The sequence below is a fragment of the Aureimonas sp. N4 genome (assembly GCF_001463925.1).
Lineage (GTDB): Bacteria > Pseudomonadota > Alphaproteobacteria > Rhizobiales > Rhizobiaceae > Aureimonas > Aureimonas ureilytica_A.
Genome location: NZ_BBWS01000041.1, coordinates 22,515 through 42,455, shown reverse-complemented (window position 1 = coordinate 42,455; position 19,941 = coordinate 22,515). Strand labels below are relative to the sequence as shown.

At 65.4% G+C, this 19,941-nt stretch carries 18 protein-coding genes; 6 read left to right on the top strand and 12 right to left on the bottom strand.

Features of this window, described 5'->3' with window-relative positions; all coding sequences use genetic code 11:
- Positions 1-46 precede the first annotated feature (46 nt).
- The 4 genes from AUL28_RS12185 (at position 47) to AUL28_RS12175 (ending at position 2,457) form a co-directional block, all read left to right on the top strand.
- The gene (locus tag AUL28_RS12185; protein ID WP_062232894.1) at positions 47-994 is read left to right on the top strand and encodes a dihydrodipicolinate synthase family protein; all 948 of its coding nucleotides are present in this window, start codon (positions 47-49) and stop codon (positions 992-994) included.
- Positions 991-1,248, top strand: a complete 258-nt coding sequence (locus AUL28_RS12180) for a hypothetical protein (RefSeq protein ID WP_062232891.1) — start codon at positions 991-993, stop codon at positions 1,246-1,248. The genes AUL28_RS12185 and AUL28_RS12180 overlap by 4 nt, the downstream gene beginning before the upstream one ends.
- Positions 1,249-1,482: 234 nt before the next feature.
- Positions 1,483-1,626 (top strand): DUF1127 domain-containing protein, encoded by a 144-nt coding sequence (locus AUL28_RS22090; RefSeq protein ID WP_082640421.1) that lies wholly within the window; start codon positions 1,483-1,485, stop codon positions 1,624-1,626.
- A gap of 378 nt (positions 1,627-2,004) precedes the next feature.
- Entirely contained in the window at positions 2,005-2,457 is a 453-nt protein-coding gene (locus AUL28_RS12175) for a GNAT family N-acetyltransferase (RefSeq protein ID WP_156419980.1), read from the top strand.
- A 312-nt stretch (positions 2,458-2,769) separates the two neighbouring features.
- Here the strand turns inward: AUL28_RS12175 and AUL28_RS12170 are convergent, their stop codons facing one another.
- On the bottom strand, positions 2,770-4,017 hold the full coding sequence (locus tag AUL28_RS12170; RefSeq protein ID WP_058599681.1) for a porin: 1,248 nt from the start codon (positions 4,015-4,017) through the stop codon (positions 2,770-2,772).
- Positions 4,018-4,379: 362 nt separating this feature from the next.
- Complete coding sequence (locus tag AUL28_RS12165) at positions 4,380-4,976, bottom strand: IMPACT family protein (RefSeq protein ID WP_062232886.1); 597 nt, start codon at positions 4,974-4,976, stop codon at positions 4,380-4,382.
- 461 nt (positions 4,977-5,437) lie between these two features.
- On the opposite strand from AUL28_RS12165, the gene AUL28_RS12160 reads away from it, so the two are divergent.
- A complete protein-coding gene (locus tag AUL28_RS12160; RefSeq protein ID WP_062232876.1) occupies positions 5,438-5,701 on the top strand; it encodes a hypothetical protein in 264 nt (87 codons plus the stop codon).
- Positions 5,702-6,016: 315 nt separating this feature from the next.
- Here the strand turns inward: AUL28_RS12160 and AUL28_RS12155 are convergent, their stop codons facing one another.
- From AUL28_RS12155 to AUL28_RS12120, 8 genes are all read right to left on the bottom strand, one after another.
- A complete protein-coding gene (locus tag AUL28_RS12155; RefSeq protein ID WP_062232874.1) occupies positions 6,017-6,643 on the bottom strand; it encodes a hypothetical protein in 627 nt (208 codons plus the stop codon).
- Positions 6,644-7,064: 421 nt separating this feature from the next.
- Entirely contained in the window at positions 7,065-8,066 is a 1,002-nt protein-coding gene (locus AUL28_RS12150) for an SDR family oxidoreductase (RefSeq protein WP_062218780.1), read from the bottom strand.
- Positions 8,067-8,382: 316 nt separating this feature from the next.
- On the bottom strand, positions 8,383-9,708 hold the full coding sequence (locus AUL28_RS12145; RefSeq protein ID WP_062232872.1) for an LLM class flavin-dependent oxidoreductase: 1,326 nt from the start codon (positions 9,706-9,708) through the stop codon (positions 8,383-8,385).
- A 95-nt stretch (positions 9,709-9,803) separates the two neighbouring features.
- Positions 9,804-10,547 (bottom strand): ABC transporter ATP-binding protein, encoded by a 744-nt coding sequence (locus AUL28_RS12140; protein ID WP_062232870.1) that lies wholly within the window; start codon positions 10,545-10,547, stop codon positions 9,804-9,806.
- Entirely contained in the window at positions 10,544-11,359 is an 816-nt protein-coding gene (locus AUL28_RS12135; protein ID WP_082640434.1) for an ABC transporter permease subunit, read from the bottom strand. The genes AUL28_RS12140 and AUL28_RS12135 overlap by 4 nt, the downstream gene beginning before the upstream one ends.
- 11 nt (positions 11,360-11,370) lie before the next feature.
- A complete protein-coding gene (locus AUL28_RS12130) occupies positions 11,371-12,336 on the bottom strand; it encodes a sulfonate ABC transporter substrate-binding protein (RefSeq protein ID WP_062232861.1) in 966 nt (321 codons plus the stop codon).
- 345 nt (positions 12,337-12,681) lie between these two features.
- Positions 12,682-13,530, bottom strand: coding sequence for a sensor domain-containing diguanylate cyclase (locus AUL28_RS12125; RefSeq protein ID WP_062232858.1), 849 nt, complete (start codon positions 13,528-13,530; stop codon positions 12,682-12,684).
- A 416-nt stretch (positions 13,531-13,946) separates the two neighbouring features.
- Positions 13,947-14,873 carry a DMT family transporter gene (locus tag AUL28_RS12120; protein WP_062232855.1) on the bottom strand — a complete coding sequence of 309 codons (927 nt, stop codon included), beginning with the start codon at positions 14,871-14,873 and terminating at the stop codon, positions 13,947-13,949.
- Positions 14,874-14,993: 120 nt separating this feature from the next.
- Here AUL28_RS12120 and AUL28_RS12115 point away from each other — a divergent pair, with 120 nt between their 5' ends.
- Entirely contained in the window at positions 14,994-15,464 is a 471-nt protein-coding gene (locus tag AUL28_RS12115) for an Lrp/AsnC family transcriptional regulator (RefSeq protein ID WP_062232852.1), read from the top strand.
- An 86-nt stretch (positions 15,465-15,550) separates the two neighbouring features.
- Here the strand turns inward: AUL28_RS12115 and AUL28_RS12110 are convergent, their stop codons facing one another.
- Both AUL28_RS12110 and AUL28_RS12105 read right to left on the bottom strand, forming a co-directional pair.
- Entirely contained in the window at positions 15,551-18,736 is a 3,186-nt protein-coding gene (locus AUL28_RS12110; protein WP_280137274.1) for an efflux RND transporter permease subunit, read from the bottom strand.
- Positions 18,733-19,773, bottom strand: coding sequence for an efflux RND transporter periplasmic adaptor subunit (locus tag AUL28_RS12105; RefSeq protein WP_244493509.1), 1,041 nt, complete (start codon positions 19,771-19,773; stop codon positions 18,733-18,735). The genes AUL28_RS12110 and AUL28_RS12105 overlap by 4 nt, the downstream gene beginning before the upstream one ends.
- Positions 19,774-19,941 lie beyond the last annotated feature (168 nt).

Here is a 19,941-nt window from a genome sequence, read left to right as displayed (position 1 = left end):
GTCTGCCAGAAATGGTCTTATCGAAACAACAGGACCCGTTCCTTCGATGAGTTCCGTATTCTCCGGCGTGGTCACCTCTCTGGTCACGCCCTTCAGGTCCAGCTTCGACGCCGACCTCGGCCCGTCTTCCGAAGTGGACACGTTCCGCGTCGCGGCCCTCACGCGCTGGCAGGCGCGCAGCGGCGTGCGGGCCGTCGCCCTCGCGGGCTGGGCCGGCGAGGGCTCCACCCTCCAGCGCGCCGAGCGCATCGCTCTGGTCGAGGCCGCGGTCTCGGCCAAGGGGCGGATGGCCGTGCTTGCCCATGTCGGCACGCCCAGCACCGCCCGCTCTTGCGCACTCGCCCTGGATGCCGAGGCGGCCGGGGCCGACGGGCTGGTGCTCGTCATGCCCTTCTACAACAAGCCCTCCTTCGCCGGCATCCGCGCCCATGTCGAAGCCGTCGCGGCCGCGACTGGGCTGCCCCTGTTCTTGGAGTTCGACGAGGCCGCGACGCGCGTGCATCTCTCGTCCTGTCAGATGGCGGAGCTTTCGCGGATTCGGAATGTCGCGGCGATGATCGACCATTCCACCAATCCGCTTCATGTCGAATGCATGAGCCGCGCCAAACCCGGTGTGGCCTTTCTGGCGGCCCACGACCCCACGTTCGCCGCCACAGCCCTCTTGGGCGCCGATGGCCTGTTCAGTGCCATGGCGAACGTAGCGCCTGACCTCGTCGTCGGTCTCTGGCGGGCGATCTGCGAAAACGATGTGGGGCTGGCGAGGGAATTCCAACGACGCCTTCAGCCTCTGGCCGACCTGGTGGAGGCGGAGGGTGCTGCGGCCTTGAAGGAGATGCTGCATGGGATCGTGGGATGCGACACGGCCGTGCGGCTGCCGCTGCACAGGCTCGGCCCGGACGCGCGCCGACAGGCGGCTCTGATACGCCAAGGGATCGAGGCGGTGATCCCACCCGTTCCGGCCACCCTTGAGATCGCCAGGGAGTCTGTTCGATGAGCGCGCTGTCCAAAGCCGAGTTCGAGCCGGACCCGTTCGCTTTCACGCTTCGTCCCGATGGGAACGGGAGCTGGATCGTCGAAGGCCCCTGCAATGGCTGCGGCGGCATCTTCGTTTCGCGTGAGGCTGCCTTGGAGTTCGTCAGGAGGGAGCGCCGCGCGATGGATGAGATGTCCCGGCATGTCGGCTTTGCCCCACGCGCCGATGGCCTCGGGGCATGGGCCGTCACAGCGGCGCGCCCGGTGCCCAGATAGGCTTACCCGGCCGCCCAAGGAAAACCACCCTCCTGGCCGGACAGAGCCGGGAACTCGATCCATGCGGCGACCGCATATCGGACGTGCTGAGGGCCGATAGCGAAAGGCTGCAAACCTCCTCTTCGAGCTTTTCGCTACTGCTTCATCAGCGGTAGGGGTAATTTCTTTTCATCGGAAGAACACGCACATGCCGGCCACCACCGATGAGAGGCCGGGCACGAAAGGAAGCTACCCATGTCCCTCGCTCGCTCCTTCAGCACCTGGCGCCAGTATCGCAACACGGCCGCCGAGCTGAACCGCCTGTCGCAGCGCGAACTCTCGGACCTCGGCATCGCACGCTCCGACATCCCGGCCATCGCCCGTCAGGCGGTCCGCTAAGAGTTTCCCCCTTTCGCTTCAGCTGGTCCTCCCTCATCTGAAGCGGACTGGCCGAGCGGTTCCTCCCACCTTTCGGCTTCTCTCCAACGCCCTTGCCGGTCCTCCCCCGGCAGGGGCGTTTTTCGTGGGGAGCACAGCCATTCGGCCGAGCCGGTTTCGAGCGGTGCGGATGGAGGGCCGCCTCTGCCTTGCTGAATGCTCCCACGGCCTCGCCGATCGGACGCGAGATGCAGAACCCCGTCTCTCCAAAGCGGGCGAGCGGCGTAGAAAACACCACCGCGGACAGCGCCGCATCCGGTTTCGATCCGAAGCGGATTTTCTCCGCTCGGGCGTCCGGTAGAGCCTCGCGACTATATTCTGCGAATGAGCGTAAGGAGCATGACCGATTCCCGCCCGGAATATACCCTCATACCGGCGACCGCTGAGGACTTCGACCGCCTCTTCGCACTGCGGGTCGCGGCCATGCGCGAGAGTCTGGAACGTATCGGACGCTATGACGAGCAGCGGGCTTTCGAGCGCTTTCGATCAACCTTCACACCAGAGCATACCCGCCTTATACTGGTAGCCGAAGAGCTTGCTGGTTGCGTCGCCGTGAAGCCGGAAGCAGACGGGCTGCTTCTCGAACATTTCTATATCGATCCGGCATTCCAGGGGCGTGGTTTAGGCGCTGCCATTCTCCGGCAGATTCTCGCGACAGCCGATGAGTCAGGCCAGTCCGTACGATTGTGCGTGTTGCAAAGGAGCGATGCGGGACGCTTCTACCGGCGCTTCGGTTTCAACGAGACAGCGCAAGACGATGTCGACATCCACCTTTTGCGCCTCCCCTCATAGGCTTGCCCGCCAGCGGGCGAATGTCGTTTCCCTGAACGATCGCTTTCCACCTGAACGCCGGTGGAGCTTTCGGAAGCGTACGCCTCGGACGCGGCCACCCCTTTTCTCCCCTTTGCGAGCTTCGTCCGCTTCAAGATGACGGGCTGCACCATACGACAAAAACGCAAAAAGGCCGCTCCGGGAAGGAGCGGCCAAGCTTGACCGCCGCGTGGACGAAACGCGTCCGGTCGTCGTCAGTCTGACTGGAGGTCAGGTCATGTGCCGGCGGACCGGCGAAACCTGCGGGCCGGAGCCCGCAGGAACTTGGTCGGATTAGAAGTTGCGCTGCAGGCGCAGGAAGCCCGCCACCTGATCGACGTCGCCGACCGGACCGCCGAAATCGACGTTCTTGTAGGAGACTTCGCCGAGCGCTGCGAAGTTGTTCGTGATCGCGTAGCCGACGTTGCCGACAGCGGCCCAGTATTCGCCCTGACCGATGAAGGTCACGCCGTTGATCGGGGTCACGAGACGCGAGTCGAAGGTCTTGCCGTACTGGCCGGCGATCGCGAGGCCGACCTTGCCGAACTTCTGCGCGTAGCCCGCACCAGCGGCCCACTCGAGGATGATCGGAACGCCGGCATTGGTCAGCTGGTTGCTGGACAGCGTGCTGACCGTGTTGATGGCGGTGATGCCGGCATAGACGGTCGGGTCGAAGGCGTAGTGACCCTCGATCTTCAGCTGCGAGTCGGCCGCGATCAGGTTCTTGAGGAGGACGCCGCCCTTCAGAGCGAAGGCGTCGTTGTTGCCGTCGCGCAGCAGCGTCGGGAAGGTGCCGACGATGGAGATCGGAACGCCGTTGATCGCGATCGTGTTCGTGATGCCGTTGGCGTTGACCGGGTTGTAGGTCTCGTCATAGACGGCCGAGAGGTAAGCACCGCCCCAAGCGCCCGAATAGACCAGCTTGGCATGGACATCGGGAACGATGTCGCCGGTGCGGTCGTCTTCGAGGCCGAGCGTGGCCGAGAAGCCGTTCACAGCGAACGTGTAGGACACCTGATTGGTGTTGAAGTCGCCGACCACGAGATCGCTATCGGTGAGCAGGCCGTCTTCCAGACCGCCGACGCCCGAGGTCCAGAGCGAGTCGCGGTAACCGACGAGCAGGCCTCCGAGCTGGACGTAGGCCTGATCCATCACGTAGCTCGCGCCGAGCGAGGAGTCGGGCTGGGCGATCGTGTTGTTCTGGGCCTGGACGCGAGCGAAGGCGCGCAGGGTGCCGAGTTCGGTCTCTTCGCGAGCGTCGAAGTTCAGACGGGCGCGGACCGAGCTGCCGGCCTGGTAGTCGTCGCCTTCCAGGTTACGAGCCGGATCGCCAGCCACGTTATACTGGAAACGGACATAGCCGCCGACGCTGAGGCAAGTCTCGGTGCCCGGGATGTAGTAGAAACCCTTGCCGTAGACGTCGCAAACGCGGACGTAATCGACCGGCTCAGGCTCGGCGACGACGACAGCATCGGCCGCGCGGGCACCCGTCATCGCCACGAGGGCCGCAGCGGAGCCAAGAAGAAGGCTCTTCAAATTCATAGTCTTAATCTCCAGCAGACTGTTTTTGGATGTGTTCGTTGGGCGCCTATGTCCAAAGCCATCCTTACCAAACTTTCATGTGGAGTCACGCGGGAACAGCACCGACACCCTTGTATGACAGCTTCGAAAGACTCCATTGATGCAATCATGCAACGTTTTCTATTGGTGCGTGTCGTTTGATGACACATTCGTGAAGAAAGCTATACTTTGGCTGTTGTGTAAACGTTACAGGCGTGTCGAAATGTCGTGGAGGCATCCTCGACCGATGGCTTGGGGGACTTAGCCAGTCGATGCGCCGGATGCAGGAGCATGGCGCTCGGTGCTTGCAATCGCGCCTCGTCGAGCGCGGCGACGCGCCTTCGTCAATCGTCGAAGCGCAGATGAGCGCGCCCATGGGTCAGATCGCTCACCAGTCGGGCCATCGTCTCCGCCATGTCTTGCGGAACGGCGAGCAACCATTGGGCCCCCGTCTCGCTGAACGTGGTGGCTTGAATCTCCACCCCGGCCTGAGCCGCGATGCGCGCCTGCAAAAGCGCGAGATCGCCGAACAGGCAGGTCAGCGTCGCCGCGACCATATCGCGAAGCGGGGCCTTCTCGCCCTCCCGCAGGCAGAGCGCGGCGGTTCCGCCATAGGCGCGGACGAGACCGCCGGTGCCCAAGCGAATGCCTCCGAACCATCGCGTCACCAGAACGGCGACGCGATCCAGCCCTTGTCCGTCGATCGCCTGCAGGATGGGCTTGCCCGCTGTGCCCGTCGGCTCGCCGTCGTCCGAGAACCGATAAGTCTGCCCGATCCGCCATGCCCAGCAATTGTGATGGGCCGTCGGATCGGCGTGCCGCGCCAGAAAGGCCTGCGCCGCCTCCGCGTCCGACACGGCATTGGCCACGGCAAGGAACCGGCTCTTCTTGATGTCCTGCTGGGCGTGTGACGCTGCGGTCAGCGTGTGGAGTGTGCTCATCGATCGCTATTACAGGCTGGACGGTTTCGAAGCCCTCACGAAGACCATGTCGGCTTCGTTTCCCTGCATAGGATGGCCGCTGCCGTCGAGAAAGACGGGATCGTCGCCAAGGCCGCCCAGCCTCCCTTCGTCTTCGGCAACCGCCAGCCCGCAAGCGAACTCCGCACCTCCTATGCTGTGTCGCATGAAAAGGTCGCGGCCGAGCTGCAGACCAAGGAGGTCTGCCGACGATTGCGGGCAAGGGCGGCATCACGATCCCGATGGGTGAACTCAGCCATCCGGCGGCCGAGGCGCATGCCGGACATGCACAATGTTCCGACCACCCCCGGAATGCAGCGGGCTGCGTATTCTAGAGGGGCTAGAGCGCCAACGGGACCCGTGGGCAAGCGGCCGACGTCATCCGCGTCTAGCTGGGCGGCCGTCTGCGGCCGAAGGACGCGGGCGTCATTCTGCACGAACTCGTGCCCGACATTCAGCGCACGGCCGGGTTGGTGTCGAAAATCTCGGCCGCCTGCCGCGAGCTGTCGGTGGGTATAGAGCAGATCAATCAGGCTGTTCAGCAGTTCGATCAGGTAACGCAGGCCAATGCCGGCGTGGCCAACCAGATGAGCGCGGCCGCCGACGCGTTATCCGGCGAAGCGCGGCTCTTCAGCGAGCGCACCCGCTTCTTCCAGCTGAATGCGAGAGCAAACGCCTCGACGGACACCAAGCCTGCGTCGGCGTAGGCGCCGAACGTCGTGCGAATGCCGACAGACGCCTTGCCCGGTTGGTCCTATCCGTCAGCCAGCGCGTAGTGTGTCCGGCATCGATCTGAGCTTGGACAACGGAAGCGGCTTCGAACGTATCAGCGCTGGTTCTCTGGGAAGCCGAGCGTCCCGGCCCCGCCACAGCTCGACCCCGCCGGCCTCAGTGCCAACGGGTTTGCCGTTTCCGAGGTAACGCCAACGCGCCCCGGTGAAATTCTTAGAATCCGCCGTGGAACCGAAAAAGGGCGCCGGGGCAGGCAACGAACTCTCAATCGGCTCATGCGCTTGCGCCGTCTAATCGCGGCGGTATCCTGTCCTTATCATCCCATAGGCCGATTGCCGACCGGTGACGACCAGTGTGCGGCCCTCCCAAATCTCTGAAGAACCTGTCATCCTCACACCACAGAGTTCATCGTCGTAAAATGCCGGATTGATGCCGATCACACCGCGGCAAGGCTTCCCGACCGTGTCTCCCGTCAGCGTGAATCGGTATTCGACATCCTGTTTGCTGGCCAGCAAGTGCTGCGTGAACGGAAGCCAGAAGGTGACGGCGAACCATCCGACGCAGAAGCCGACCGCTGCGGACGCGGCGAGGCCGACGAGAAACTCGACAGCTTCGACCATTGCGGATTTCGTCCGGTCGGTCGTATCGGGCCTCTTCATCGTCAGGAACTTCCAGCCCATGTAGGCGGCCAAGCCCGCTCCCAAACCGTGACCGTAGGGCCGGTATGTCGCGCTCGTCGCGGCGAGCCGAAGGAAGCGCAAGGGGTCGGGCGGCCAAAGGTCGAAGCGGATGATCGCGGCCGCCATACCCGAACAGAGAACTACGGAAGCGATATTGGCATAGGGAACGCGCGGCCGCCAAACCTTCCGCGTCGGCTTCCCCGCCTCCGACGAGACCGGCTCCGAACCATCGCTCATTCAGATCGATCCCACCATGGACATTCGCTGTCATACTTTTACGCGGGCGACGTTGTCAGAAAGGAAATCGTCCCGAATTTGCCTGATCGACGCGATCAGGAGGAAGCTCCTGCTTGGAAGCGGCCGTAAGGTTAACAACCCAGAAGCATTGCTCCGCAGCCGGATCCGAGTTCGATGCGCTGCGACGCGGTATGGGGAAAATGACGGGTTCACTAGACCTAGGGGATGCTTTGGAAGTGACTGTCGCTGCCGTTCTGTGCTCCGCCGAATGAGGTCGTGATCCACGGAATGGCGGATGCGCTTTCGTCCCGGCTCGATACGTCACATGCGTTTCGGATCGTCTTCGCTCACACGCAAGAACACCCCCGAGCGGGAAAACTGCCCGGGGGTGTTTTAGGAATTCGATGGGCTTGCAGCTAGCTCAGGCCGGCTGGCCGTTGCCACCGGTCGCGCCGAAGATCTGGCCGGTCGAGTAGCTGAGAAGCGGGTCGGCGGCGGCGACATAGAGGCCCGCGATCTCGGCGGGCTGCCCGGCGCGTCCCATGGGCGAGTCGGCGCCGAAGGTGCGCAACTTCTCCTCCGTCGCTCCGCCCGATATCTGGAGCGGCGTCCAGAAGGGCCCCGGCGCGACCGCGTTGACGCGGATGCCGCGCGGCGCCAGTTCCTTGGCCAGGCCCTTGGTGAAGTTCAGCACGGCCGCCCGCGTCATGGCGTAGTGCATGATCTCGGGCGAGGGATTGCCCGCCTGCTCGGAGGATGTGTTGACGATCACCGCCCCCGCGCCCATGCGCTCCAGCGCGGCCTTGGTCAACCAGAACGGAGCGTAGACATTGGTCTTCATCGTGTCGTCGAAGAGTTCGGACGAAATGTCGGCGATGGAGGCGCGGGTCTGCTGGAGCGCCGCGTTGTTGACGAGGATGTCGAGACCGCCCAGCTGGTCGGCCGCCTGCGAGACGAGGCTGCGGCAGAACTCCTCGGATCGCAGATCGCCGGGGATCGCGACCGCCTTGCGCCCTTCCGCCTCGATCAAGGCGACGACCTCCTTCGCGTCGGGTTCCTCGGCGGGCAGATAGTTGATGGCGACATCCGCTCCCTCTCGCGCATAGGCGATGGCCGCCGCGCGGCCGATGCCGCTGTCGCCCCCGGTGATCAAGGCCTTCTTGCCGGCCAATTTGCCGGACCCTTTGTAGCTGGTCTCGCCATGATCGGGGCGCGGGTTCATGCGCGAGGCGAGCCCGGGCCAGGGCTGCATGTCGGTCGGATAGGGAGGCTTGGGATAGGTGGCGGGATCCGGGGCGGTCGGCTCGGCGCCGGCGCCGCCCCCGGTTTGCGCGGATGCCGTCGTGTTCGAGGCAAGGGTCATGGCAGCGCCCGCGGTCAGGGCGGCTCCGGCCAGGAACGTGCGGCGGTTGGTGTCGGTCATGGGGCTCTTCTCCGTGTTCCAACCCGAAGGCCGCCATCACCGCGATGGTTCCCGATCATCCTGGTCGCAGATGTGGCGCGTTCCGAACCGGCAGGCCATGCCTGACTTGCGCAAAGCCTGCCAACGCGAACGTCCTGGGTCGCATCCACGCGATTCCCGAGAGCCCGTCCCTCGCGACGCTTCACGATGCAGAATGGACGAGCGATTTCCCCCGCCGCGACGGTGCCGGTCCGTGCGCTGCGTGGTCTGCGTCCGGTGCCTTGCCGACGGAAGCCATCCCTCGATCGCCCTCGACCGAATGGTTCGGCCCTCGGCTCTAGAAGAAGCGGTTGGCCGGTCGCGGCAGGCCGAGGTTTTCGCGCAGCGTCCGGCCCTCGTACTCCGTGCGGAACAGGCCACGGCGCTGGAGCTCGGGCACGACCTGATCCACGAACGCGTCGAGCCCCTCCGGCAGATAGGGGAACATGACGTTGAACCCGTCGCAGCCCTCGCTCAGCAACCATTCCTCCATGGCGTCGGCGATCGTCTTTGGCGTGCCCACGAAGGAGAGGCCGGCATAGCCAGCAAAGCGCCGGGCGAGCTGGCGCACGGTCAGGTTCTCGGCCCGCGCGATAGCAATCGCCCGCGCCTGCCCGCTCTTGGAGGCGTTGCTTTCGGGGATTTCGGGAAGCGGCGCATCGGGATCGAACCGGCGCGCATCGTGGCCGAGCGCGATCGACAGGGAGTCGATGGCGTTGTCGTCGTGAACGAGGCTGTCGAGAAGATCGCGCTTCTCGCGCGCCTCTTCGTCGCTCGCCCCCACCACCACGAAGGCGCCGGGCAGGATTTTCAGATGGTCGGGATCGCGCCCGATCCGGGCCATGCGCCCCTTCACGTCGGCACAGAGCGCGCGTGCATCCGCGAGGCCGTTCGGCGCGGCGAAGACGACCTCCGCCGTTTCGGCGGCAAGCTGGCGCCCCGGCTCGGAGGCCCCGGCCTGCACGATCACCGGCCACCCCTGGACGGGCCGGGCGATATTGAGCGGCCCGCGCACCCGGAAGAATTCGCCCTGGTGCGCCAGGACATGCATCCGCGCCGGGTCGAGATAGGTGCCGCTTGCCGCATCCCGAGGAAAGGCGTCGTCGGCGAAACTGTCCCAAAGGCCCGTCACGACGTCGAAGAATTCGCGCGCGCGGCGATACCGCTCGGCATGGTCCAGATGCTCCTCGAGGCCGAAGTTCAGCGCGGCGTCGGGGTTGGAGGTGGTGACGATGTTCCAGCCGGCCCGCCCCTCGCTGATATGGTCGAGCGAGGCGAAGCGCCGCGCGACATGGAAGGGCTCGTCGAAGCTGGTCGAGCCGGTGGCCACGAGGCCGATGCGGCTGGTGACCGCGGCCAGCGCCGACAGCAGCGTGAAAGGCTCGAAGGAGGTGACGGTGTGGCTGCGCCGAAGCGCCTCGGTTCCCATGTTGAGCACGGCCAGATGGTCCGCCATGAAGAAGGCGTCGAAGCGCCCCGCCTCCAGCTTGCGCGCAAGATAGGACAGGCGTGGGAACGAGAAGTTCGCGTCGCGCCAGGCGCCGGGATAGCGCCAAGCGCCCGCATGGATGCTGACGGGCCGCATGAACGCGCCGAGCCTCAGCGTCTTGCGTGCATCGATCATGGCCAATGGCCTCCTTGCTGCCGCCCGCCCCTTCGACGGTCGATCACCATTCGAAGCCTAAGCCCGCAACCTTGCGCCCCGTTCCAGATACGCGATCAGACGGCCGCGAGGATTTGCTTCTGCAAGGCCGTCGCGCGCGCATCGGCCAGATCCTCGCGCGGGCGTTCTAGCTCGACCTCGACATCGAGCGCGATCCGTCCGTTCTTCAGAACGATCACCCGGTCGGCCAGCGCGACCGCCTCGGCGACATCATGGGTGATCAGGACGGTGGTAAAGCCGCGCGCGCGCCAGAGGGTGCCGAGAAGACGGTGCATTTCGAGGCGCGTGAGGGCGTCGAGCGCGCCGAAGGGCTCGTCCAGAAGCAGGATGTCGGGGTGACTGACGAGCGCGCGCGCCAGCGCGACCCGCTGCTTCTGACCGCCCGACAGCACAGAGGGCCAGTCGCCACCGCGCCCGTCAAGACCGACATCGGCGAGTGCGGCCTCCGCCGCCTCCCGCCAGCCCGGTCCGCGCGCGAGCCCGACATTGTCGACGACGCTCAGCCAGGGCACGAGCCTCGGTTCCTGAAACAGGAGCCGGACATTGGAGCTGATGCCGGCCACCGCCCGCCCGCCCAGCTCGACGCGCCCACCATCGGGATGGTCGAGACCGGCGAGGAGGCGGAGGAGCGTCGACTTGCCGCCGCCCGAGCGGCCGATCACGGCCACGAACTCGCCGGCAGCGATCTTGAGATCGAAGTTCCGCAGGACGGGCGTTTGGCCAAAACCCTTCGACACGCCGGACAGGGTGATCGGAAGGCCCACCGAGGCGGCCTCGACGCTTCGACGCACCGCGCTCATCGGCTTCTCTCCGTGTTCGACTGCCAGGCCGGATGCCAGGCCAGCGCCCGGCGCTCGATCGCCCGCGTCGCCGCGTCGGCCAGCTTGCCGAGAAGCGCATAGACGAGGATTCCGAGGATCACGACATCGGTCTGAAAGAACTCGCGGGCGTTCATCGTCATGTAGCCGAGGCCCGACGAGGCCGAGATCGTCTCGGCGACGATCAGCGTCAGCAACATCAGGCCGAGCGCATAGCGCAGGCCCACCAGGATCGAGGGCAGAGCGCCCGGAAGGATGATGCGCAGAAGCTGCGCGCGCCGGTCGAGCCCATAGACCTCTGCCATTTCCACCAACTGCCGATCGACGGTGCGGACCCCGTGGAAGGTGTTGATGTAGATCGGGAAGAAGACGCCGAGAACCACCAGGAAGATTTTCGCCGTTTCCCCGATGCCGAACCACAGGATGACGAGCGGGATCAACGCGAGATGGGGCACGTTGCGGATCATCTGGACGGACGAGTCCAGAAGCGTCTCGACCGGACGCCAGAGGCCCGTGGCGAGCCCGAGCCCGAAGCCGAGTCCACCGCCGATCACGAGGCCGATCAGCGCGCGCTGGCTGGACGCCAGAACATTGGCCGCCAGGCTCCCGTCGAGAAGCGTGCGCCAGCCGGCGAGAGCCACGGCGGAGGGGGCCGGCAGGAGGCGTGCATTGACGAGCCCTGTTCGGGCCGCGACTTCCCAGACGATGAGAAGGGCGATCGGCAGCGCCCAGGGGGCCAGCGCCCGGCCAAGGCGGGCCGAATCGAGTTTGGGACGCGCGCGCGTCGCGGTCAGCGCCTCGACGCTCACGAGCCCGCCTTTCGCACGGAATCCGCGATTTTGATCGGCGCGGGGATCAGCCCGAGCGCATGGAACGTGTCGGCGATCTGCTGCTGCTCGGCGATCACGCTTCCATCGAGCGGCTTCACGCCGAAGGACTGGCGCTCCAGCGCGACCGTCAGGATATCGGCGGGAATGCCGACCGAGGGCGCAAGCTTGGCCGCCGCCTCACCCGGATTGGCGCGCGTCCATTCGTCGATCTCGCCGATGGCGGAGATCAGCGTGTCGATCGTCGCGCCATTCGCGTCCACGAAGGGCTTGGCTGCGAGATAGAACTGATGGTTCGAAACGATGCCCTCGCCGTTGCGCAGCGTGCGCGCTTCGACGGCGACTTCGGCCGCAGCCTGAAACGGGTCCCAGATCGCCCAGGCATCGGCCGATCCCTGCTCGAAGGCTGCTCTTCCATCGGCGGGCGGCAGGAAGGAGACTTTCACGTCGCCATAGGCGAGCCCGGCCTCTTCCAGCGCCTTGACGAGAAGGTAGTGAACGTTCGAGCCCTTGTTGAGAACGACGGTCTTTCCCTTCAGATCGGCGACCGACCGGAGGGGGCTGTCCTTGGGAACGAGGATCGCCTCGCCCTTGGGCGCGGGCGGTTCATGGGCGACATAGACCAGCGGCGCACCCGCCGCCTGCGCGAAGATCGGCGGCGCCTCGCCGGTCGATCCAAAGTCGATGGCGCCCACATTCAGGGCTTCCAGGAGTTGCGGCCCGCCCGGAAACTCGGTCCACTGGACGCTCCAGCCGAGAGGCGCCAGCTTCGCCTCGAGCGTTCCCCTGCCCTTCAGGAGAACCAGCGTGCCGTATTTCTGATAGCCGACGCGCAGGACCTTGTCGGCCGCTTGCGCCGGCGAGGCCGTCGTCAGAAGAGGCGATAGGCCAAGCGTCAGCGCTCCAACCAGGGCTGCGTTGAAAAGGCGGCGGGTGATACGCATGGATGGGCTCCGGCTTCGGCAGCGATAACCGGATGCTAGCGGGAAGCGGCGCTCGCACCGAAGCATAAATCCATCAAATCCACCCTATTAGTAGATATATTTTGCTCGCGCGGATCGTGGCTTGTGCGCTCGCCTCGAGACATGGACGAGGCGCGTCTTATACCCATCGTCCGTGAACTCGTTGCAGCCTCTGAGCTGGCCTTTGAAGCTCAAGCATCCAACCCTACGACCATCGTAGACAGCGGGGCTGTGAAAGGGAAAGGCGCGCAATGATGCTTCGATATGACCGGCTGTGGGTCCACCGTCAGGCTTGTACAAGCCTAGCTCACCTGCGCCTCGCAGCGATCAGGCCGCCCGGTCCCGCTTCGTGTCGTACATCGCGGCATCGGCGGCGGCCCGCAGATCGTCCGCGGTCATGCTCGGTTTCCAGAGCGCCGCACCGAGACTAACCCCGACCGGGACGCTGGTCTCACCAAACTCGATGGGCCGCATGAACTGGCGGCTGATCCGATCAAGAGCGACGGCGACCGCGCCATCTGTCGCGGAGGACAGAATGGCGGCGAACTCGTCGCCGCCGACCCGCGCGATCCTGTCCCTCTCTCGCACGCCGGACCGCAGCCGCACCGCCGTCTGACGCAGGACCTCGTCGCCCACTGCATGGCCGAACGTGTCGTTGATCGACTTGAAGCGATCGAGATCGGCCAATATCAGCGTGAAGGGAACGCCGCTGTCCATGGACTGCGCCATGGCGGCGGCAAGGTCGAGGTCGAAGCGGCGCCGGTTGGCGATGCCCGTCACGATGTCGATGAAGACAGCCGCCTGAAGCTCGATTTCGGCGCGCTTGCGATCGTTGATGTCGGCCGAAAGACCCAGGAGCTGTATGATCTTGCCGGTCTCATCGACCACCGGCGACAGAATCGTGCGCCACCAGCGCAGACCCGAGGGGGTTTCGGCCAATTCCTCGTACTCGTCCATGACGCCGGATGCGAGGCAGCGGCGATAATTGGTCTCCCACGCCTGAGCGCCCTCGAAGGACATGAACTCGGCCGCGGTCTTGCCGATGAACATCTCCTTGGTCAGGCCCGAGATCTGGCACAGAATATCGTTGATGCCATCATAACGAAGCACTCCGTCGTCGGTGATGGCGACCGAGAATGCCGGAACGGCAAGCGAATCCACGTTGATCTTCGACACCGTCCTCGGCCCCATTCCGCCAAGACAAATTGAAGGACGGGGGTAAAGATCGTCTGAAGAACAAATCTACTGTAGCTCTCTTCGAAATGTCGCGTGCATGACGGTTGGTGATGTCGAGCCTTGGCGGCCCAAACACCGACCTGCGCGACGTCCGCCCATCAGCATTCGAAGGGATTTCAGACCGGGCCGGTCGGAGAAGCGGGGATCGACCCGACGTCTCTCGAGACGCGGACGGTCAGCAGGTGAGTGACCCAAGGGCACAGCCAAGATCCGGTTCAGCCGCTTCCCTCCCGATCCCGGATCGCCCGTCCTTCCTCATCGACGATGACGGCGGCTGCCGACGCGTCCGTCAACCTCGTTCTCGGCGCCGGACGGGCGGACGGCTGACATCCCAACGCGTCCGCGCGAACATTTGCCTACCCAGCCCTGGCAAGCCGGGACGGGCCTGCCAGGCGGGTGTTGGCCATCGCGACGCCCAGCGCAACGGCCACGACGCCCACGATCGTCAGGAGGGTCGGTTGCTCGCCGAGAAGGGGAATGGCCGTGCCCGTCACCAGCACCGGAGCCAGAGCGCCCATCGTGGCGCAGCGGAGCGCGCCGAGATGGCGGACGGCAATGGCATAGACGAGGGTTGAGACGATGCCCGTGCCGATCCCCTGAACACCCGCGAAAACGAGCACCTGATGCGGGTCGATGGAGCCCAGATGGCTTTCGAAGACACCGCTCGCCTTCAGGAGCGCGATGGCGATCGCCGAAGGGTAGGTCACCAGCATCAGGCAGGTCATCGGGGTGACGGCGGCCAGTCGCATTCCCATCGTATAGGTGCCCCAGAGAAGGCTCGCGGCCAGCAGCAACGCGGCGCCCGCGATCACGTTTCCATCGACCACGCCCAGCCCAAGGACCAGCAGCGCGATGCCGAGGACGATGGTGGCGAGCCCCGGAAGGCTCGCTCCCCTTTGTCCGGTCAGGACACGGGCGAGGATCGCAACGGCCACGGGGGCCGTTCCGGCGACGAGGGCGCTGACATGGGCCGCCGAGGTGAAGCGGCCACCCGCCGCGACGAGGCCGAAGAAGGGCAGGCCCGCGCCCATCACGATCATCAGGGCGGGCGCGAGCCGAACGGATTTCAGTTCGCGAAGGCGCGCGGGCACGAGCGGCAGGAGGATCAGGGCCGGCACGGCGAAGCGCAAGAGCGCGACGTCGCTCGGCGTCAGAGCCGACGCGCCGATGCCTCGCATCGACAGGCTAAAACCCGCCCAGGTGACGAGAGCGGCGCACATGGCCGCCCATCCCAGCATCGAGTTCGACACGGGGCGCGCAAGGGTCGTCGACGCAAGCGACATGAGGCATTCCTCGCTGGGGTGATGCCCGCAGAATACCAAAACAGACGCGCCATATCCTGCCTATCTCAGCTATGATGGTGCTCCACATTGGTAGATTCTGCCACAAACAGGGGATCCATCATGGACGATAAGGACAGGCAGATCATCGCCGAGCTTCAGGCGAACGCCCGGCTGACGAACAGCGAGTTGGCCGAGCGCGTGAACCTGTCGCCCTCGCCCTGCCTGCGGCGCGTCCGCCTTCTGGAGGAGGCCGGAATCCTGAAGGGCTATACGGCGATCGTGGACACCGAGGCCTGCGGCTATCCCGTGACGGCCTTCGTCCGGATCCGGTTGCAGCCCCACAATGGAGAGACCGTGCAGGCGTTCGAGGCGGCCATCGCGAAGATCGACGTCGTGATGGACAGCTACGTGATGGCGGGAAACGCCGACTACATGCTCCGGGTCGTGGTGAAGAGCCTCAAGCACTACGAGACCTTCATCCGTTCCGATCTGCATTCCGTGCCCGGTGTCGCCTCGATCGACACGAGTTTTACCTACGGCCACGTGAAGCATTCGCTGGTGCTGCCGATCGACCGAGATCGCCACTCCTGACCCTTCGGAAATGCCGGACGTCGCAACCGGACGACGGAAGACAGGGTTCACGGGACGTTTCGCGGCAGCCGAGGCACGACATCCGTTCAAGCGTGCTCCACCGCCCCACGCCTACTGAAAGACAACCCCTTCATGCGATCCAGCAGGAGATAGATGACCGGCGTCGTGTAGAGCGTCAGCACTTGGCTGACGAGGAGGCCGCCGACGATGGCGTAGCCCAGCGGCTGGCGCAGTTCGGAGCCCGAACCATGGCCGAGCGCCAGCGGGATGCCGCCCAGAAGCGCGGCCATGGTGGTCATCAGGATCGGGCGGAAGCGCAGCCGCGCGGCTTCCACGATCGCCTCATCGGGCGTCTTGCCGGCCTTCTCTTCCTGAATGGCGAAGTCCACCAGCATGATACCGTTCTTCTTCACGATGCCGATCAGAAGAATGACGCCGATCATCGCGACCAGTCCGAAGTCGAAACCCGCCCATCGCAGCGCCAGAAGAGCGCCGAGCCCGGCGGGCGGCAGCGTCGAGAGAATGGTCAGCGGATGGATCAGGCTCTCGTAGAGAACGCCGAGAATGATGTAGACGACGACCAGCGAGGCGAGGATCAGGAGCGGCACGGTGGACAGCGAGTCCTGAAAGGCGCGCGCGCTGCCCGAGAAGCTCGTTTGCAGCGAAGCGGGAGGATGAAGCGCGGCCACCGCGTCTTCGATCGCGCGGGTGCCATCCCCCAGCGCGACGTTGGGCGCGAGGTTGAAGGAGATCGTCACCGCCGGGGACTGGCCCTGATGGGAGATCGACACGGGCGACACGCTGTCGGTGGTCCAGCGCGCGACGGCCGACAAGGGAACGAGCGTTCCGTTGGAGGCCCGAACCGACAGGCGGTCCAGCGTGCTGATTTGGCTCTGGAGATCGGGCAGCACTTCGAGCACGACATGGAACGTGTCGGTCTGGGTGGAATAGGAGGCGACCTGCCGCTGGCCGAAGGCGTCGTAGAGCGTCTGGTCGATCGCGGCAGGCATGACGCCGTAAAGCGTCGCCGCCGCGCGGTCGATCCGGATCGACAGGGTGGGCGCTTCGGCCTGCCGGTCGCTCCCGACGTCGCGCAGATCCGGCAGGGCGCGCAAGGCCTGCGTCACCTTGTCGGACCAGTCCGACAATTCGTCGATGCTCCCGTCCTGCAACGTGTATTGATACTGCGTCTTGGCGGGGCGGGCGCCGATATTGATGTCCTGCGCCGACTGCATGAAGAGCTTGATGCCCTGCTGGGCGTCGAGCGCCGTGCCCAGGCGCTCGATCACCTCGCGCGCGCTCGCATCGCGCTCGGCCAGCGGCTTCAGCGTGATGTTGACATGGCCCTGGTTGAGCGCGTTGCCGCCATTGCCGCCGCCGATATCCATGAAAACGCTGTAGACGGCGGGATCGCGCAGGATGATCTCGCTGACGCGCTCCTGCAATTTGGCCATTTCGGAAAAGGAAATATCCGGCGAAGCCTGCGACAGGCCGGCGATGAAGCCGGTGTCCTGCTCCGGGAAGAAGCCCTTGGGCGCTTGGTAGAAGAGATAGCCGGTGAGACCGACGGTGCCCAGAAAGGCCAGAAGCGTCAGACCCTTGTGGCGCAGAACCGGCTGGAGGCTCGCGATATAGAGCGCCGTCAGCCGCTCGAAGAAGGCCTCCCCCGCCCGGTAGAACCAGCCGCGCTTCTCATTGGGCACATTGCGCACGAAACGCGAGGCGAGCATGGGCGTCAGCGTCAGCGAGACGAAGGCCGACAGGACGATGGTAAGCGTCAGCGTCAGCGCGAATTCGCGGAACAGGCGTCCGACGATGCCGCCCATCATGAGGATCGGGATCAACACGGCGATCAGGGACAGGCTGATCGAGACGATGGTGAAGCCGATCTCGCCCGCGCCCTGCCGCGCGGCGGCCAGCGGCTCCATCCCGTCCTCGATATGGCGCGAGATGTTTTCCAGCATGACGATCGCGTCGTCCACCACGAAGCCGACCGCGACCACCAGCGCCATGAGCGACAGGTTGTCGAGGCTGAAACCGAGCACCCACATGGGCGCGAGCGCCCCCAGAAGCGCGATCGGCAGCGTGATGGCGGGAATGATCGTGGCGCGCAGATTGCGCAGAAACAGAAAGATCACGAGCACGACGAGAGCGATCGTCAGCCCGAGCGTGAACTGGACGTCCGAAACCGAGGCCCGGATCGTGGAGGTGCGGTCGGTGACGAGTTCGAGATGGATCGATTTCGGCAGCGAGGCCTGGAGCGCGGGCAACTGCGTCTTGATCGCGTCCACCACCTTGATGACGTTGGCTCCCGGCTGGCGGAACACATCGAGCGCGATGCCGCGCTGGCCATTGGTCCAATGCGCCATCTTGGTGTTTTCGGCGCCGTCCACGGCGCGGCCGATATCCCGGATGCGCACCGGGCCGCCGTTTCGATAGGCGATCACGGCGTCGCTCCAGGCCGAGGCGGAGGTGATCTGGTCGTTGGTCAGGATCGGAAAGCTGCGTGTGGGATCGTCGATATTGCCCTTGGGCGCGCTGAGGCTGAGATCGGAGATCGCGCTGCGCACGTCCTCCAGCGTCACGCCGGCTTGCGCGAGGCGGCCGGGATCGACCGCGATGCGGATGGCCGGGCGCTGGCGCCCGCCGATATTGACATAGGCGACGCCCGATACCTGACCGATCTTGGCCGCGACATTGCGCTCGATATATTCGTCGAGCTGCGGCAGGGTCAGCGTGTCGGAGGTGGCCGAAAGCTGCATCACCGGCGCATCCGCCGGGTTCACCTTATGCACCGTCGGCAGCGAGGGCATGTCCTTTGGCAATTGGCCGGAGGCTTCGCTGAGCGCCGTCTGCACGTCGCTCGCCGCCGTCTGGATGTCCTCGTCCAGCGCGAACTGCACCGTGATGGACGAGGTGCCGAGCGAACTGTTCGAGGTCAGTTCGGTGATGCCGCTGACCTTGGACAGCGCCTCCTCGATCGGCTGCGCGACGCTGGCGGCCATGGTCTCGGGCGAGCCGCCGGGCAGGCTGGCTTCCAGCTGGATCGTCGGAAAGTCGATCTGCGGCAGGGCCGACACGGGCAGGAAGGGATAGGAGATCGCGCCCAGAAGCAGGATGCCCGCCATAATGAGGGAGGTTGCGATCGGATGAAAAATGAAGAAGTCGAACAGGCTGCCCTTCGCCTTTACGGGCGGCTGCGCGGTCTCGTTCGCTCGTGGCTCGTTCGCTTGCGGCTTGGCGTGCGGCCCGTTCATCGCGGTGTCGCTCATGGCGCGCTCGTTTCGGCCAGTTCGCCGACGGGCGAACCCGACCAGGGCGTCACGCTGACAGGTGTCCCGTCCGCGATGCGCGACTGGCCGTCCATGACGATCTGCTCGCCCGCCTCGATCCCATTGGTCACCAGCGCACGAGCATCGGTGACGTAGGCCACCGTCACCGCGCGGCGAGCGACCTTGCCGTCCCCTTGCACGATATAGGCGTAGAGCCCGTTCGGACCGCGCGCCAGGGCCTTGTCGGGAACCACCACGCCGCGCCGATGCTCCAACGTCAGGCGCGTCGCCACCGGCAGGCCCGGCCAGAGGCGCTCCTGTCCGTTGTCGAATTGCGCGCGCAGGTGGATGGAGCCGTTCTCGGCGTCCACCGCATTGTCCATGATCGTCAGCCGCCCAGTCGCGAGCTTGCGGCTTCCGTCGGTGGTGGACACTTCGACGCTGGCAATGCCCGCCTTCATAGCCTCGCGAATGTCGCCGAACCGATCTCCCGGCGCCACGAAGGAGACGCCGATCGGGTCCATCTGCGTGATGGTGACGATGCCATTGGTGGAATTGGCGTCGATGATCGCGCCGACATCGACCTGCCGGAAGCCCGCGCGGCCGGTGAAGGGCGCGTGCACCGTGGCGAAGCCGAGTTGGGTCTGCGCGTTCTTGATGACGGCATCGTCATATTGGATCGAAGCCGCGAGCTGCTGGTTCGTCGCCCGCTTCTGTTCGAGGGTCGAGGCCGAGGCGACGCCCTTTTCCGCAAGGCTGGCATAGCGCTCGACATCGGCCTTGGCATTGGCGACCTGCGCTTCGTCCTGGGCCTTGCGAGCTTCGGCGGAGGCCAGATCGGCGCGCAGCTGCGTGTCGTCGAGTTTCAGAAGAACGGCGTCCTTCTCCACCGTCTCGCCCTCGGTGAAGGGAATGGCGATGACCTGCCCTCCTATGCGCGGGCGAACGGTGACGGATTGAAGCGGCGCCACCGTCCCGATCCCGTCGATCACCCGGTCGAGTTCGTCGCTCACCGCCGCGATAGCTGTGACAGGCACGGGGCGTTCGGCGTCGGACTGCTGCGCGCTGGAGGCGGCCCGAGCGCCGCCCGCGAACAGGCAGGCTGCCGAGAGGGCACCGACAAGAGCCCCGAGCGCCCTCGGGCTTCTCGTTCGTTCAGGCGGGACAGACAGCATGGCACGAACCCCTCACGGCAAGCTCACGGG

Excerpts from the sequence above, each read along its gene's own strand:
- AUL28_RS12185 (WP_062232894.1), top strand. The coding sequence starts at position 47 with ATGAGTTCCGTATTCTCCGGCGTGGTCACCTCTCTGGTCACGCCCTTC.
- AUL28_RS12180 (WP_062232891.1), top strand. The coding sequence starts at position 991 with ATGAGCGCGCTGTCCAAAGCCGAGTTCGAGCCGGACCCGTTCGCTTTC.
- AUL28_RS22090 (WP_082640421.1), top strand. The coding sequence starts at position 1,483 with ATGTCCCTCGCTCGCTCCTTCAGCACCTGGCGCCAGTATCGCAACACG.
- AUL28_RS12175 (WP_156419980.1), top strand. The coding sequence starts at position 2,005 with ATGACCGATTCCCGCCCGGAATATACCCTCATACCGGCGACCGCTGAG.
- AUL28_RS12170 (WP_058599681.1), bottom strand. The coding sequence starts at position 4,017 with ATGAATTTGAAGAGCCTTCTTCTTGGCTCCGCTGCGGCCCTCGTGGCG.
- AUL28_RS12165 (WP_062232886.1), bottom strand. The coding sequence starts at position 4,976 with ATGAGCACACTCCACACGCTGACCGCAGCGTCACACGCCCAGCAGGAC.
- AUL28_RS12155 (WP_062232874.1), bottom strand. The coding sequence starts at position 6,643 with ATGAGCGATGGTTCGGAGCCGGTCTCGTCGGAGGCGGGGAAGCCGACG.
- AUL28_RS12150 (WP_062218780.1), bottom strand. The coding sequence starts at position 8,066 with ATGACCGACACCAACCGCCGCACGTTCCTGGCCGGAGCCGCCCTGACC.
- AUL28_RS12145 (WP_062232872.1), bottom strand. The coding sequence starts at position 9,708 with ATGATCGATGCACGCAAGACGCTGAGGCTCGGCGCGTTCATGCGGCCC.
- AUL28_RS12140 (WP_062232870.1), bottom strand. The coding sequence starts at position 10,547 with ATGAGCGCGGTGCGTCGAAGCGTCGAGGCCGCCTCGGTGGGCCTTCCG.
- AUL28_RS12130 (WP_062232861.1), bottom strand. The coding sequence starts at position 12,336 with ATGCGTATCACCCGCCGCCTTTTCAACGCAGCCCTGGTTGGAGCGCTG.
- AUL28_RS12120 (WP_062232855.1), bottom strand. The coding sequence starts at position 14,873 with ATGTCGCTTGCGTCGACGACCCTTGCGCGCCCCGTGTCGAACTCGATG.
- AUL28_RS12115 (WP_062232852.1), top strand. The coding sequence starts at position 14,994 with ATGGACGATAAGGACAGGCAGATCATCGCCGAGCTTCAGGCGAACGCC.
- AUL28_RS12110 (WP_280137274.1), bottom strand. The coding sequence starts at position 18,736 with ATGAGCGACACCGCGATGAACGGGCCGCACGCCAAGCCGCAAGCGAAC.